This is a genomic window from Roseovarius sp. A-2 (assembly GCF_002072155.1).
In the GTDB taxonomy this organism is placed as follows: Bacteria; Pseudomonadota; Alphaproteobacteria; order Rhodobacterales; family Rhodobacteraceae; genus Roseovarius.
The window spans coordinates 96,720-111,857 of record NZ_BDIY01000001.1 but is presented as its reverse complement, the minus strand read 5'-3'; the positions used below and the strand labels follow the sequence as shown (position 1 = coordinate 111,857).

The following is a 15,138-nucleotide window of genomic DNA, read 5'->3' as shown; positions in this document are numbered from 1 at the left end:
GTTCAGCGTTTGAAATTGGCGGGGGTGAAGGGCAGCTTTGCCACCCGGACAGGCAGGCGCTTGCCACGCACCTCCCCGAACATCTCGACGCCCTCGGCGGCCATGTCGCACGGCACATAGCCCATCGACATCGGTCCTTCGATCGTCGGCCCGAAGGCACCCGAGGTAACATGCCCCACGGGGTCGCCGCCCTCGGCTGCGGCAAAGAGCGGCGTGCCCTCGCGCATCGGCGCGCGTCCCTCGGGGCGCAGGCCGACGCGGGTGCGCTCTGCTCCGGTTTGCATCTCTTCGAGAATGCGCGCCGCCCCCGGAAAGCCACCCGCCCGGTCGCCGCCTGCGCGGCGCACCTTCTGGATGGCCCAGTTGAGACTGGCCTCGACCGGGCTGGTGGTCGTGTCGATGTCATGACCGTAAAGGCACAGCCCCGCCTCCAGCCGCAGGCTGTCACGCGCCCCAAGACCGATGGGCTCCACCGCCTCATGCTCAAGGAGCGCACGCGCGAGCGGTTCGGCCTGATCCTCGGTCATGGAGATCTCATAGCCGTCCTCGCCGGTATAACCCGAACGCGAGATCCACAGGTCTCCGAAGTCGGTGTCGATGATGCCCACATCCATGAATCGCATCGCAGCCACGCCCGGCGCAACGGTCTCCAGAACGGCCTCGGCGTCGGGACCCTGAAGGGCCAAAAGCGCGCGGTCGGTGATCGCCTCGACCTCGACGCCCGAAAGCCCGGCCCGCATATGCGCGATATCGTCGGCCTTGCAGGCGGCATTGACCACGACAAACATGTGATCGCCGCGATTGGCCAGCATCAGATCGTCCAGAATGCCGCCCGCCTCATTGGTGAAGAAACCATACCGCTGCCGCATCACGCCCAGACCCAGCAGGTCGACCGGCACCAGCGCTTCCATCGCGCGGGCCACCTCCGCATGGCCGCCCGGCGCGCGCAGGATCACCTGCCCCATGTGACTGACGTCAAACAACCCCGCCCTCGCGCGGCAATGCAGGTGCTCCTTCATCACGCCCATGGGATATTGCACCGGCATATCATAGCCCGCAAAGGGAACCATCCTGGCTCCCAGTTCGCGATGCAGCGCGTTGAGCGGTGTAATCTCCAGATCGGCCATCAGCGTCATCCCCTATAGTTTGGGCCGGATCATGCGCTGATCGCTCCGGCACCGACAAGACGCAAGCCCACAGGCTGCGCCGCGATGCCCCCTCTGTCCTTTCGCCTGAGATCGCTATCCCTTCGGCGCCCCGCATGTCGCAGCCGGGTCTCTCCAGAGTTCACTTGACGGGACAGGTCCCTTTCGCCTGAGAGTTTCCGGGGCGGTTGCTCCTTCGGCACTGGCACGCGCCAGTTCTCCCTATCCAGTCAAGGTGCACGCTAGTATACCGCGCGCAGGCCTTCAAGCCCGTTTCATGCAGGGCACGGCTGAAAAGATCGTGAAGAGCGCTTCGTTGTCGCAAACCAGCGCGTCGAGCGTCACCTCGTCGAGTTGGGCATAGAACGCCTCGACCGCATCCACGAGGGCCACGCGCAGACGGCAGGCCGACGTCAGCGGGCAGGTATTGTCCACATCGGCAAAGCATTCGGCGACGGGGGTGTTTTCCTCCAGTCGGCGAAACACCTCGCCCACACGGATCTCCGACATCGGGCGACCAAGCGTCACGCCGCCGGCCCGCCCGCGCTGCGTGCGCAAAAAACCCATTTGCCCCAGTTTGTTGATAATCTGCGCCAGATGGCTCTCGGAACTGTTGCAGCGCTCGGCAATCTCGGATTTGGTGACCAGACGCCCTTCATTGGCGGCGCAGAACATGAGCAGGCGGATGGCGATATTGGTGCGTTTGGTGATCCGCATAGTATCCGGCTCCCTTGCTTGAATTCGCCGAGGATTGACCCGAGACTGATGTAAAACCATGATTCAGATCAAAGGAGCGACAAAACCTTCATGCAGGATGCATATTTCTTCGGCTATGGCAGCCTTGTGAACCGCGCGACCCATGTGTTCGAGGGCGCGCAGGCGGCGCATCTCAGGGGCTGGCGGCGCATCTGGCGGCATACCGATCTGCGGCCCGTGGCCTATCTCACGGTGGTGCCGGACGAGGGGGCCGAGATCGACGGGCTGATCGCGCCGGTACCGGGGGCAGACTGGCCCGTGCTCGATGCGCGCGAGGCGGCCTATATCCGCGCACCCGCCGCGCATCAGGTGCGCCACACCCTGCCCCATACGCCCGAGATTGCGGTCTATACCATTCCCGAGGGACATCACGGCGCACCGACCGAGACACATCCGATCCTGCTGAGCTATGTCGACGTGGTGGTGCAGGGCTATCTGCGCGAATTCGGCGAGGCCGGGGTCGCGCGGTTCTTCGAGACGACACACGGCTGGGACGCGCCCATTCTGGATGACCGCGCCGCTCCGCGCTATCCCCGCCATCAGGCATTGACCGATGAGGAGCGCGGTCTGACCGACATGCATCTGGCGCGGCTCGGCCCGTCCATCATCGCGGCCTGCGAATGACGCATGTTCCCGCCCGGACCGGCCCCGGCAGGCGCGCTACTATGGCCGAGCATATCGGCGACAGGGGGCACTCGCGGTGAAGTTCCATTTTCTCTCGACATGGGCGATGATCCTTTTGCGGTTCAGCCGCAAGCTGTGGTTAAGGGTCAGCCTCTTTGCCCTGCTCGCCGTGCTTGCGGCCGCCGTCTCCATCCTTCTCGAAGACCAGATCCCCGCCGCGTTGAAAGACCGCTTCACCACCGATTCGGTGATGCCGATCCTGTCGATCCTGGCCTCCGGCATGCTCGCGGTCAGCACCTTCTCGCTCAACGTCATGGTGACGGCGCATAACGCGGCGGCCCAGCAGGCCACTCCGCGGGTGCACCGCATTCTTCTGGCCGACACCACCACGCATACCGCTCTCGCGGTCTTCATCGGGGCCTTTGTCTACGCACTGAGTTCGATCATCCTGATCAAGTCGAACGTCTATCCCGAAGGTTCGAGCGTGCTGGTCCTGGGCTTCAGCGTGGCAGTCGTGGTGCTGGTCGTGCTGGCGCTCTTGCGCTGGATTCATCATCTCAGTGATCTCGGCAGCATGGACGCCACGCTTGCCGCGACCGAGGCCGCCGCGCGCGCCTGCCTCGTTCGGACGCGCCGCCTTCCGTCTCTGGGCGCGGTGGTGATGACGCAGGACACGGTCATTCCCGCGCATGCCACCCCGCTCACGGCCCACGCGACCGGTTACGTACAATTCATCGACATGCCGGGGATCAGTGAACGGCTGAAATCAGAGCAGACGCGCGTCTATCTCTATGCGCGTCCCGGCGACTACGTGATCGAAGGACAATCCATCGGACACGCCACGGGCCTGAAGGACCGCGAAACCGAGACCATCACGCGCCGTTTCACCATAGGTCCCCATCGCACGTTCGAGCAGGATACCTCCTACGGTTTGCTGGTGCTGTCCGAGACGGCGTCGCGCGCGCTCTCGCCGGGGATCAACGACCCCGGCACCGCCATCGCGGTGATTTGCCGGCAGGAGAAGCTGCTGCTCGACTGGGCGCATGCCGACCCGAAAGAGATCTCGCCGCTCTTCCCGCGCATTTTCTTGCCCGACATCTCGCGCCACGCGATGATCGAGAATGCGTTTGGCGGCGCCGCCCGCGACGGGGCCGGTCAGATCGAGGTGGCCTTGCGTCTGCGCGACGCGCTCGGGCGGATCGCCGATGCCCCGGACACGGACCTTGCCAAAGCCGCGCGCGAGATGAGCACGCGGGCGCTTGCTTATGCCGACGCGGCGCTGCCGCTCGACAGCGAGCGCACACGCCTGCGCGAGGCGTCCGGCGGGATCAGTTTCTTGCCTTGATCACCTGCAAGAGCGGCAGAACCTTCGCCATCTCCGGCCCGCGCGCCTGACCGGTCAAGGCCAGACGCAGCGGCATGAAGAGGCCCTTGCCCTTGCGCCCCGTCGCCTCCTTGACCTCGGCGGTCCACTTGCCCCAAGTCTCGTTGTCATGCGGCCCTTCGGGCAAGAGCGCAATCGCCTCGGCGATAAAGGCGCGGTCGTCCTCGTCAATCACCGGATCGGCACCGTCGCGGAACATCGCCCACCACGCCTCAAGATCTTTGAGCGTGGTGATGTTCTCGCGTGTGACCTCCCAGAATTGCGGGGCAAGATCGTCAGGCACACCAATCTCTGCGATGGTCCCGGCCACCGCCTCGTAGGGACGCGCGCCGATGATCCGGGCGGTTAATGGAAAGAGGTCGTTCTCGTCGAACTTGGTCGGGGCGGCACCGAACCGATCGATATCGAACCCTTCGATCAGCTCGGACATGTCGCTGCGCAACTCCACCGGATCGGCCGAGCCAAGCCGCGCCATCAGGCTCAGGAGCGCCATCGGCTCCACCCCTCGCGCGCGCAAATCGCGCAAGGAAAGTGTGCCAAGACGCTTGGACAGGGCCTCGCCCTGCGGGCCGGTCAAAAGCGAGTGATGCGCGAATTGCGGCGGCGTGCCGCCAAGCGCCTCGATGATCTGGATCTGCGTGGCGGTATTGGTCACGTGATCCGAGCCGCGCACCACATGGGTGACACCCATCTCCACGTCATCGACAACCGAGGCCAGCGTATAGAGCACCTGCCCGTCACCCCGGATCAGCACAGGGTCCGAGACCGACGCCGCGTCAATGGAAATCTCGCCAAGGATGCCGTCCTGCCAGACGATCCGCGCGTGATCGAGTTTGAAACGCCAGACCCCGTTGCCGCGCTCGGCTCGCAGGGCCGCCCTTTCCTCTTCCGAAAGACTCAGTGCCGCGCGGTCATAGACCGGCGGGCGGCCCATGTTGAGCTGTTTCTTGCGCTTGAGGTCAAGCTCTGTCGGCGTCTCGAACGCCTCGTAGAACCGGCCCATATCGCGCAGCCGCTCGGCGGCTTCGGCATAGCGGTCGAGCCGCTCGGATTGCCGCTCCACCCGGTCCCAATGCAGGCCCAGCCATTCGAGATCATACTTGATCGCGTCCACGTATTCCTGTTTCGATCGCTCGGGATCGGTATCGTCGATACGCAGGATGAAGGTGCCCCCCGCCTTGGCGGCGATCATGTAGTTCATCAGCGCGGTGCGCAGATTTCCGACATGGATATATCCGGTGGGCGACGGGGCGAAACGGGTGGTGGTCATGGGCGTCTCCTGACTGTCGCGCGGGCTTTGTCACAGGCGCGGGCGATTGTCCAGATTGCGGCGCGTTAGCCGTGGGTGGGCCAGACGTGATGCTCGTCGTCGATGACGAAGGCATGCGCGTGTCGCCGCCCGCCATGGGCGCGCAGATGCGGGTGATCTTCGGGCAGGTCCGGATGTTCATGCTCGGGTGCCTCCGGCAGACCGACTGGCCAGAGCCGCGCCGCCAGTGCCAGCCCCAGCGTCCCCACCCCCGCGAGCAACATCAACGCTGGCCCCATGCCCATCGCCTGCCCCGCCCAACCGGCCAGAGGGTATGTGAGCAGCCAGCAGGCATGGCTCAGCGCGAATTGCGCGGCAAAGATGGCCGGGCGATCCTCCGCATGGGCCGAGCGCCGCAAGAGCCGCCCCGAGGACGTTAGAATACTGGAGTAGAGAAAACCGATAACCGCCCAGACCAGCAGAAACACGCCCCAAGCGGGCAAACCGTCAAGCCAGATCATCGCCCCGATCACCAGCGCCACCATAATCAGGCCGCGCGCGCCCGCCATCATCACCCGCCGGTCCGGCAGGTGATCGAGCAGGCGCGGCAGGACCAGCGCCGCCGCCATCGAACCCGCGCCAAAACTCGCCATCGCAATCGCCAGCCCGGTCTCGCCCGCGCCATAACCGCCGCGCACCAGAACCACGGTGTTGACCAGCACGAAGGCCCCGACTGCGGCGGCCGCGAGGTTGAGTGCCAGGAGCCCGCGCAATCGCGGGGTCGCCAGATAGATGCGCAACCCCCGCGACAGACGCTCGCGAAAGGTGCGCTCTGCAGTCGTGCCGCGCAGCGCGGGGATGACCGCAACCGACACCAGAAATGCGGACGCCGCGAACCCGACCACCGTGCCCAGAAACAGCCAGTGATAGCTCGTCACCGTCAGCAAGAGACCGGCCAGGGCCGGGCTCGTGAGGTTCTCCAGATCATAGGCCATGCGCGATAGCGACAGCGCGCGCGTATAATCGCGCTCCTCGGGCAGCACATCGGGCAACACCGCCTGATAGGCGGGGGTGAAGGTGGCCGAGGCGGCCTGCAACACAAAGATCAGCCCGTAGACCTGCCACAGATCGCTGACGAAAGGCAGGCAGAGCGCCACACCCGCACGAATGAGATCGGCCCCGATCAGTACCGCCTTGCGCGGCAGCCGCTGCACCACCACCTGCGCAACTGGCGAGAGCCCCACATAGGCCACCATCTTGATCGTGTAGGCCGTGCCAAGAACCAGCCCGGCGCGATCCCCCGCGAAATCATAGGCCAGAAGGCCAAGCGCCACGGTCAGCAGCCCGGTCCCCACGAGCGCCACGACCTGTGCTGCGAACAGGCGTGCATAATCGCGGTTCTGGAACAGGGTCAACATGCCTTCAAGTTACCTTCGGCGCAGGTCATCTGAAAAAAGATGACCTGTCCCGCGCATACACCTCAAATTTGCGTGAACGTCAATCGCACTACCTACAACTGCGCTAAGGTTCATCAGGATATCAGAAATAGGAGTTTTTCATGTCCCGCACCACTCTCACCCGCCGCGCCGTTCTAGGCTCTGCCGCCGCCCTGCCGCTGGCCGGTGTGGTCGCCACATCCGCGCGCGCAACAGCGCCGATGATGGGCGCGGCCACCACGCGCTTCAACCGCGTGACGCTCGGCGATTTCGAGGTGACAACCTTGCTGGCCGCCACTATGCCACGCCCTGATCCGCATTCCATCTTCGGCCTCAACGTGGACAAGGCAACCTTCGACGACGCCTCTGCCGCAGCCAACATCCCAACCGATCAGGCGCAGTTCTTCTTCACTCCCACGGTGGTGAATACAGGCAGCGAACTGGTGCTCTTCGATACCGGGCTCAACCCCGAGGGCATCACCTCCGCGCTGGAGGCGGCGGGCTACACGTCCGATCAGGTCGATGTGGTAGTGATCACACATATGCACGGCGATCATATCGGCGGGCTGATGGGCGATGGCGGCGCGACCTTCGCCAATGCCCGCTACGTCACCGCAAGCGCCGAGTTTGACGCATGGGCCGCGATGGACAACGCAACCTTCGACGCCAAGATGCGCCCGCTGGCCGAGCAAACCGAGATGATCGGCGACGGGACCAGCGTCGCCTCGGGCATCACCGCGATGGCGGCGCATGGCCATACGCCCGGCCACACAGCCTACATGATCGAGAGCGGCGGCAGCCAGCTCCTGATCGCGGCGGATTTCGCCAATCACTATGTCTGGTCGCTGGGATATCCCGATTGGGAGGTCAAGTTCGACATGGACAAGGCCAAGGCCGCCGAAACCCGTCGCCGCCTGCTTGGCATGCTGGCAGCCGACAAGATTCCTTTCGTCGGCTATCACATGCCCTGGCCCGGCACCGGCTATGTTTCGACCAAGGGCGACGGCTTCGTCTATGAGCCGGCCAGCTACCAGCTGATGCTGTAACAGCCGGGCCGGGGGCGGATTTACTTTGCCGCCCCCGCGCCCCATATCTTCGGGATGAAAAACCCGGCACCCAACCTCGCAGAGATCGAAGAGATGGCCCGCAATGCCCTTGCGCAGCTGCCCGAAGCGTTCAGACGTGCGGCGTGCGACGTGGCGCTGATCGTGGTGGAATGGCCTCCAGCGCCTATCCTAGACGAGATGGAGATCGACGATCCGCTCGATCTGACCGGGCTTTACGAGGGCATTCCGCTCACCGAGAAATCCAGCTTCGACCAGCCGCTCGGCCCCGATACGGTCTGGTTGTTTCGCGCGCCGATCCTAGCGGAATGGCGCGACCGTGGGGATGTGAGTCTGGAAAATCTGGTAACTCATGTGGTGGTGCATGAGTTTGCCCATCACCTCGGCTGGTCGGACACGGATATCGCCATGATCGACCGCTGGTGGGAATGAGGCATTCCCGTTTCGAATGGCTGACGCCTTTCGACACTCCGGGGGCGCTGCCCCCGGACCCCCGGAGTATTTGGGCCAAAAAGAAACCTGGGTCAGCTCAAAGTTGGCCTGCCGCCTGCAACCGCTCCCAGGCGAATTTGACATAGCTGCTGCGGAACGAATGCCCGCCGGGATGCAGGCACAGATCGAGGATCTCGCCGCGCGGGTTGCGGCGGCTTTGGCATTCGAGATCCCCCTCGGTCAGTTCACCCGCCGGGCTGAAGCCTCCGAGATCTTCGTACATGTCCATCGACTCCGAGACCTTGCCCTGCCAGGTTTTGCGGATCGGCCGCCCGTCGAGCGGCACCGTGGGGTCGCTGCGCCCGTGGATATGCACAAGGCTCGCCGCCGGTGTCTCGCAGCTGTCGGGCGGGCCCTTCCAGAACGTTCCGGCAATGGCCGCAAAGCCAGCAAACCGCTCGGGCATGGTGCAGGCGAGGTTCCAGACCATCATGCCGCCGGCCGAAAACCCTGCCGCCATCAGCCGCCCTCTATCAATGGGAAAACGCCGCGCGACATCCTCGATCACCGTTTCGACATAGCGATATTCTACCGATCCATCAGCCTCCATATGGCTGGGAGACGAGGGAATAACCCAGTCGTCATCGGCGGATTTGAGCGCTATAAGCGCCAGCCCCATGTCCGAAACCATGCGGCGCAGGTTGGCGTTGCGCATCACCGCCGCCGCCGAGCCGCGATAACCATGCGCGAAGATGATCGCGCCGACCGGACGCTGATCCTGTCCCTCGGGCAGTGCGATCCGGTAATGCCGGTTGCCGATCAGGCAATCGGTATCGGGGCCGCAGGCCATCGCGCCGGATGCGGCGAAGAGCATGAAAAAGAATGTCGCACCAAGGCCATGTCGCATTACGGGGTTCCTCTCGAACTGACTGCAGGATGGGGCCGAGCATGGCCAGTGACAAGTCACAAGCGCGTGGCGCCCCCCGAATAATCACGGATTTGTTATCACCGTTCCCTGGAGCGTTAAACCGGTTGGTAACACTTTGCCCACCTTATGGAGGCGCGTCGCGGAATGGAGAACGGACCATGATGAAACGACTCGCTTGTTACGCGCTGCTCGCGCTCGCGGTTTGCGCCGCGCTCCCTGCACAGGCGCAATCGCGGACCGAACTGCGCACCCAGTTGCAGGCAGCCCTGCAGCGCAATCTAGGCCGGTCCATGCTGGCTGGTGCCTTGCCACATATCGATTTGCGTACCGGAGCCGTGACCCGCTATTATCCCACAGAGAACCATGAGATCATCCTGCGCATGGACGAGGTCTATGTGCTGTGCGCCACCTTGGTCACGGAGGACGGCACCGAGGCACTGGTCGACTATTACATGACGCAGAGCGACGGGCGCTTTGCCGTGATCCAAACCGAGGTCAACAACCGCGCACCCCTCCACGCCTTGATGGATGCAGGCCGGGCGACACGGCTTGACTGACGCAATGAGTATGGCCGACCAAGCGGATCCGCGCACCCCCACCCTCGGTCTCTATCTGCGGCTGACGGCCGTGATGGTACCGACCTTCCTGTTCTTCGCCGCCTCGGGCCTGTTGTGGCTGAGCGAGAAGAACCTGCTGCGCAGCGAAGAGGCGATGGCGATGCGCATCGGCAACGCCACCGCCCGGCTGGGCGGCGCGCTTGAGCGGTTCAGCGATCAGGGCAGCGGACCGGTCGATTGGCGGAACCCGCACGTCACCGACTTGATGCAGACCCTGCTTGGTGATCCCGCGATCCGCTGCGTGCAGTTGCGCGACCCCGAAAGCGGCAATGTCCTTGCCTTGGTTCCGCAGGGGCTGGGCTGCAAGGGAGCGGAAGAGGCGCTGGCATTGCCGTACGAAGTCTATTCCTGGCCGATCACGGAGCTGGTCACGCGCTTTGACGAGCGTGAGATCGCCACCGTCAGGCGCTATCAGCGTGATCTCCTGCTGCTGCTGCTGGCCGGGGGCATCCTGATCGCAACGCTCGCCAACTGGGTTTCGTTCAGGGTGATCGTGGGCCGACCGCTGCGGCGTCTCATCGGACGGCTGGAAAAGGCCCGCGAAATCGCCATCGCCGCGAATGAGGCCAAATCCGATTTCCTCGCCAAGATGAGCCATGAAATCCGCACCCCGATGAACGGCATTATCGGCATGGCCGATGTGCTCTCCGAGACCGATCTCACCCAGGAACAGGGTAGTTATCTGCGCACAATCACCCGCTCCGGTGATGCGCTGCTGACGATCATCAACGACATTCTTGACTTTTCCAAGATCGAAGCCGGCAAATTGACCCTGACCCAGGAACCCTATCGCCTGCGCGAGATCGTCGAGGATGTCACCCAGCTTCTCGCGCCGCTCGCCGTCCGCAAGGGGATCGCGATTTATGGACAGGTCTCGCCCGACCTGCCCGACGTGATGCTGGGTGATGCCGGGCGGCTGCGGCAAATCCTTGTCAATGTCGCGGGCAATGCGGTCAAGTTCACGCTCGATGGTCACGTGAGCATCGATGTCGTGCGTGGTGACCCCGGCGAGATCGTGCTGTCGGTCTGCGATACTGGCGTGGGCATTCCGAAGGATCAGCAGGACAAGGTCTTTGCCCCGTTCGAGCAGATAGACAACAGCGCCACGCGCAGTTTCGGCGGGACCGGGCTCGGGCTCGCGGTCAGTCGGCAGCTGGTGACACTCATGGGCGGACGCATCCGTATGCAGAGCCGCGAAGGTCACGGCACGCGATTCGAAATCACGCTGCCGCTGGTTCCCGATGGCGGGGCAGAGGACGGTATCTGTGCCGCGCCGCTCACTGGCTGCGCCAAGACCGCACCCGTGATCTGGCTGGTCGATCCGATCATCGAGCGGCGCGGTGGCATGGCCCGGCTGTTGGCGCATCTCGGCGCGCAAGTGGTGGAGGCCTGTACACCGGACATGCTGCCCCGCGAGGGCACGCCGGACCTGCTGATTCTGGATGATACAGTGGCTGATTCCGAATGCGTGACGTGGGCACCACAGATCCTGATGTCCGATACCGCGCCCGTCGCTCCGGGCCAAGGCACGGTGCTCCGAAAACCCTGGCGCGAGACACTGTTCATCGACACCGTGCGACAGCTTTTGCGGGGGGGCGCAGGGCCGTGCGAGCAGGTCACACCGGGTACCCGACAGGGACGCGCGTATCGTGGCGCACCCCCGGTCGTGAAGGGCTGGGCAGACGGCATCGAGGTGCTTGCCGTCGATGACAACGCCACCAACCGCCTTTTGCTCGAACGGTATTTCTCAGGTTCCGGTGCCCGGTTGCGACTTGCGGCCAATGGGATGGAGGCCGTCGCGCTCTACGCTGCGGACCGCGCCGATCTGGTGCTCATGGATGTCTCGATGCCCGGCATGGACGGCTATCAGGCCACCGGGCTTATCCGCACGCATGAGGCCGCGCATGACTGGCCCGCGGCGCATGTGGTGGCGGTGACCGCCAATGTGCTCGACCAGCATCGCGAGGCGGCGCATCTGGCGGGAATGGACGGCTTTCTCGGCAAGCCGCTGCGCAAGGCGGACCTCATCGACTATGTTACACAGTTTCGCGAAACGTATCCGAAACCCGTTGGCGCGCCGCAAATCGAAACGTCGCCACGCGCCGCCGAATGAGCGCCGTCATCCCTTGGCAGACCTGTCGCGCCAGCGGTTGACGATCGGATAGCGCCGGTCGAGCCAGAAGGCGCGCTTGCTCAAACGCGTGCCCGGCGCGGCCTGGAACCGCTTGTATTCACTGATATAAAGCAGATGTTCGACCTTTTCGGCATCCGCCGCGTCAAAGCCCGCCGCCACGCAATCCAAGGTCGAACCGTCCTGATCCACGAGGATATCGAGGATGCCGTCCAGCACCGGGTAATCGGGCAGCGAATCGCTGTCTTTCTGATCCGCGCGCAACTCCGCGCTCGGCGGCTTGTCGATGACGCGCGCAGGGATCACCGCGCCCTCGGGACCCTGCATCCAGCCCCGATAATGGGTGTTGCGCCAGCGGCAGATCTCGAACACACGCGTCTTGTAGAGATCCTTGATCGGATTGTAGCCGCCCGCCATGTCGCCATAGATCGTGGCGTAGCCAACCGCCACTTCGGACTTGTTGCCGGTGGTGAGCAGCATCTCGCCAAACTTGTTCGAGAGCGCCATCAGCAACAGACCGCGCAGCCGCGACTGGATGTTCTCTTCGGTCAGATCGGGCACCGTATCCTCGAAGAGCGGCGCAAGCGTCGCGGTGATCGCCGCTCGACCCTCTGCGATGGGAACAGAATCGTAGCGACACCCCAGGTTTTCGGCGACTGCCCTGGCATCCTCCAGCGACTCCTCGGACGTGTATTCAGAGGGCAGCATCACGCAGCGCACGTTCTCGGCGCCAAGGGCATCGACTGCGACAGTCGCCACGATCGCGCTGTCCACCCCGCCCGACAACCCCAGCAAAACGCGCGAAAACCCCGCCTTTCGCAGGTAATCGCGCAGCGCCAGCACCATGGCGTTGTAATCCTGCTCCAGATCATCCGGCAAATGCGCCAGCACGCCCGGAACGGCCTGCCAGCCCGCAGCGCTTCTTTCGAAATCGACATGCGTCACGGCCTCTTCGAACATCGGCAATTGCACGACCAACCCGCCCCCGGGGTTGAGCACGAAAGACCCACCGTCAAAGATCTGATCGTCCTGCCCGCCCACGAGATTGAGATAGACCAGCGGCAGGCCGGTCTCGATCACCCGCGCGACCATCAGGTTCTGGCGGGTATTGATCTTGTCGCGGTAATGCGGCGAACCGTTGGGCACGAGCAGCAACTCCGCACCCGTCTCCGCCAGCGTCTCGGCCACGTCCTCGTGCCAGGCATCCTCGCAGATCGGGCTGCCGACGCGCAAACCGCGCACGGTATAGGGCCCGGTGACATCGCCGCTCTGATAGAGACGCTTTTCGTCGAACACCGTCTCGTTGGGCAGGTGATGCTTGAGCACGCAGGCCGTGACCTGCCCGCCCTGCAGGATGTAATAGGCGTTATAGAGCCCGGTCCCCTCGAGCGCGGGACCGCCGATGGCGATCGCGGGACCGTCGGCGCAATCGCGCGCCAGCCCCTCGATTGCGGCGATCGCGGCCTGATGAAAGGCCGGTTTCATCACCAGATCCTGCGGGTTGTAGCCGGTGATGAACATCTCTGGCAGCGCCACGAGATCGGCCCCCGCTGCGCGCCCCGCGTCCCAAGCGGCCCGCGCGTGCGCCGCATTGCCCGCAAGATCGCCCACCGTGGCGTTCAACTGTGCCAGTGTCAGCCGAAACCGATCCGCCATGCGCGTGCCCCTTCATCCAGTCCTGCGCCTGATTTAGCAGAACGCCGCGCGAGGGAAAGCCGATTTGCCCGGAAACCCGTTGTCACGCCCGCCCGCGTCCACTAGATTTGCCGCACCCGTCAGGTAAATGGGCGGGATCGGGCATCGGGGCAGACATGACGCGCTTGTTGACACGGACGATGATTTTCACCGCCGCTCTTGCGGGCGCAGGCATGGTAGCCGCGCAGGATGGCGAGGTGCGCACCAAGCAATATGACGATGGTGGCGTCTATGAGGGTACGTTCAAGGACGGGCTTCAGCATGGCACCGGCACCTATACCCTGCCCAATGGCTATGAATATACCGGCGACTGGGTCGAGGGCGAGATCCGCGGCCGCGGCGTCGCCCGCTTTCCCAACGGATCGGTCTATGAGGGCGAATTCGCGCGCGGCAAGCCCGATGGCGTGGGCAAGATCGTGTTCACCGACGGCGGTACCTACGAAGGTGAGTGGAGCGACGGCAAGATCACAGGCCAGGGCGTCGCGGTCTACGCCAACGGCGTGCGCTACGAGGGCAGCTTTCTGAATGCCATGCATCACGGGCATGGCCGCATGAAAAGCCCGGGGGGCTATCGGTATGAAGGCGATTGGGTCAACGGTGTCAAGGAAGGCCAGGCCACGATCACCTATCCCGATGGCGCGGTCTACGAAGGGGCTGTCGCACGCGGTGCGCGCGAAGGTGAGGGCAAGCTCACCATGCCGGACGGATTGGTTTACGAAGGCACGTGGAAGGCGGGCCAGATCGACGGCACCGGCAAGCTGATCCAGCCCAACGGCGACGTCTACGAGGGCAATCTCGTGGCCGGGCGGCGTGAAGGAACGGGTCGTGTGACCTATGAAAACGGCGATGTCTACGAGGGTGAGTTTCAGGATGATCGTCGCCATGGGCAAGGCACGTTCGTTGGCACGGACGGCTACCGATACGAGGGCGAATGGCGCGCCGGCAAGATTTCCGGCGAGGGCCGCGTAACCTATCCCGACGGTTCCGTCTATGTGGGCGGATTCCGCGATGACCTGGCCAACGGTCAGGGCAAGATTACCTATCCCGACGGCTCCACCTATGAAGGCGAATGGGTAGGCGGCGTGATCGAGGGCAGCGGCACCGCGACCTATCCCAACGGTCTTGTCTACGAGGGCGAGTTCGTCGATGCCAAGAACCACGGTCAAGGTGTGATGACCTATCCCGACGGCTATCGCTATGAGGGCGAATGGCAGGACGGCCAGCGGCACGGCCAGGGCACCGCCACCTATCCCGACGGCACGGTCTATGAGGGCGGTTTCGCCGAAGGCCAGCGCCACGGGCAGGGCAAGATCACCATGCCAGACGGATTCGTTTATGAAGGCGAGTGGCAGAACGGCGAAATCTCAGGCCGGGGTGTGGCGTCCTACACCAATGGCGATGTCTACGAGGGCATGTTCCGCGCGGGCAAGCGTCAGGGCGAGGGCACGATGCGCTATTCCGGCGGGCAGGAGGCCAGCGGCACATGGGAAGATGGCGCGCTCACGAAGAATACCGAAGTCGCCGAGTGATCAGATGGCCCACACAGGGAGCCCGTTTCGGTAACGTGGAGGTGATCGGGATTAACCATTTGAAAACCAACAATCACAAATCAGCCTGATTTTCGACCAAACTTCGCTCCTTCTTCTCGCTTGGGTTGCAAACGTTGAGTGCACGGTA

Annotated in this window: 13 protein-coding genes and 1 riboswitch; of the genes, 7 read left to right on the top strand and 6 right to left on the bottom strand. The window is 63.9% G+C overall.

Translation table 11 applies throughout. The features are described from left to right. Nucleotides 1-2: 2 nt before the first annotated feature. Both gcvT and BHD06_RS00545 read right to left on the bottom strand, forming a co-directional pair. Nucleotides 3-1,127 (bottom strand): glycine cleavage system aminomethyltransferase GcvT, encoded by a 1,125-nt coding sequence (gene gcvT, locus BHD06_RS00550; protein WP_080455532.1) that lies wholly within the window; start codon nucleotides 1,125-1,127, stop codon nucleotides 3-5. Between the two features lie 164 nt (nucleotides 1,128-1,291). Then, nucleotides 1,292-1,379: riboswitch (glycine riboswitch) on the bottom strand. 30 nt (nucleotides 1,380-1,409) lie between these two features. Beyond that, nucleotides 1,410-1,862, bottom strand: a complete 453-nt coding sequence (locus tag BHD06_RS00545; protein ID WP_080455037.1) for an Rrf2 family transcriptional regulator — start codon at nucleotides 1,860-1,862, stop codon at nucleotides 1,410-1,412. 90 nt (nucleotides 1,863-1,952) lie between these two features. On the opposite strand from BHD06_RS00545, the gene BHD06_RS00540 reads away from it, so the two are divergent. Both BHD06_RS00540 and BHD06_RS00535 read left to right on the top strand, forming a co-directional pair. Then, a complete protein-coding gene (locus BHD06_RS00540; RefSeq protein WP_080455036.1) occupies nucleotides 1,953-2,525 on the top strand; it encodes a gamma-glutamylcyclotransferase family protein in 573 nt (190 codons plus the stop codon). Between the two features lie 76 nt (nucleotides 2,526-2,601). After that, nucleotides 2,602-3,870: a DUF2254 domain-containing protein gene (locus tag BHD06_RS00535; RefSeq protein ID WP_080455035.1), complete on the top strand. Its 1,269-nt coding sequence runs from the start codon at nucleotides 2,602-2,604 to the stop codon at nucleotides 3,868-3,870. On the opposite strand, the gene gltX is transcribed toward BHD06_RS00535, so the two are convergent. Further along, nucleotides 3,854-5,179 carry a glutamate--tRNA ligase gene (gltX, locus tag BHD06_RS00530; protein ID WP_080455034.1) on the bottom strand — a complete coding sequence of 442 codons (1,326 nt, stop codon included), beginning with the start codon at nucleotides 5,177-5,179 and terminating at the stop codon, nucleotides 3,854-3,856. The genes BHD06_RS00535 and gltX overlap by 17 nt on opposite strands. 65 nt (nucleotides 5,180-5,244) lie before the next feature. Continuing rightward, a complete protein-coding gene (locus BHD06_RS00525) occupies nucleotides 5,245-6,576 on the bottom strand; it encodes an MFS transporter (protein ID WP_080455033.1) in 1,332 nt (443 codons plus the stop codon). 140 nt (nucleotides 6,577-6,716) lie between these two features. On the opposite strand from BHD06_RS00525, the gene BHD06_RS00520 reads away from it, so the two are divergent. Then, on the top strand, nucleotides 6,717-7,640 hold the full coding sequence (locus BHD06_RS00520; RefSeq protein ID WP_080455032.1) for an MBL fold metallo-hydrolase: 924 nt from the start codon (nucleotides 6,717-6,719) through the stop codon (nucleotides 7,638-7,640). A gap of 54 nt (nucleotides 7,641-7,694) precedes the next feature. Further along, entirely contained in the window at nucleotides 7,695-8,090 is a 396-nt protein-coding gene (locus tag BHD06_RS00515) for a metallopeptidase family protein (protein ID WP_080455031.1), read from the top strand. Between the two features lie 97 nt (nucleotides 8,091-8,187). On the opposite strand, the gene BHD06_RS00510 is transcribed toward BHD06_RS00515, so the two are convergent. Beyond that, nucleotides 8,188-8,997, bottom strand: a complete 810-nt coding sequence (locus BHD06_RS00510) for a PHB depolymerase family esterase (protein WP_254892260.1) — start codon at nucleotides 8,995-8,997, stop codon at nucleotides 8,188-8,190. Nucleotides 8,998-9,176: 179 nt separating this feature from the next. Here BHD06_RS00510 and BHD06_RS00505 point away from each other — a divergent pair, with 179 nt between their 5' ends. Together BHD06_RS00505 and BHD06_RS00500 are read left to right on the top strand one after the other, a co-directional pair. Then, on the top strand, nucleotides 9,177-9,575 hold the full coding sequence (locus BHD06_RS00505) for a hypothetical protein (protein WP_080455030.1): 399 nt from the start codon (nucleotides 9,177-9,179) through the stop codon (nucleotides 9,573-9,575). Nucleotides 9,576-9,585: 10 nt separating this feature from the next. Further along, nucleotides 9,586-11,748, top strand: a complete 2,163-nt coding sequence (locus BHD06_RS00500) for an ATP-binding protein (protein WP_176214243.1) — start codon at nucleotides 9,586-9,588, stop codon at nucleotides 11,746-11,748. 6 nt (nucleotides 11,749-11,754) lie between these two features. On the opposite strand, the gene BHD06_RS00495 is transcribed toward BHD06_RS00500, so the two are convergent. Continuing rightward, nucleotides 11,755-13,422, bottom strand: a complete 1,668-nt coding sequence (locus tag BHD06_RS00495; protein WP_080455028.1) for an NAD+ synthase — start codon at nucleotides 13,420-13,422, stop codon at nucleotides 11,755-11,757. Between the two features lie 155 nt (nucleotides 13,423-13,577). Here BHD06_RS00495 and BHD06_RS00490 point away from each other — a divergent pair, with 155 nt between their 5' ends. Then, nucleotides 13,578-14,990: an MORN repeat-containing protein gene (locus tag BHD06_RS00490; RefSeq protein ID WP_080455027.1), complete on the top strand. Its 1,413-nt coding sequence runs from the start codon at nucleotides 13,578-13,580 to the stop codon at nucleotides 14,988-14,990. Nucleotides 14,991-15,138 lie beyond the last annotated feature (148 nt).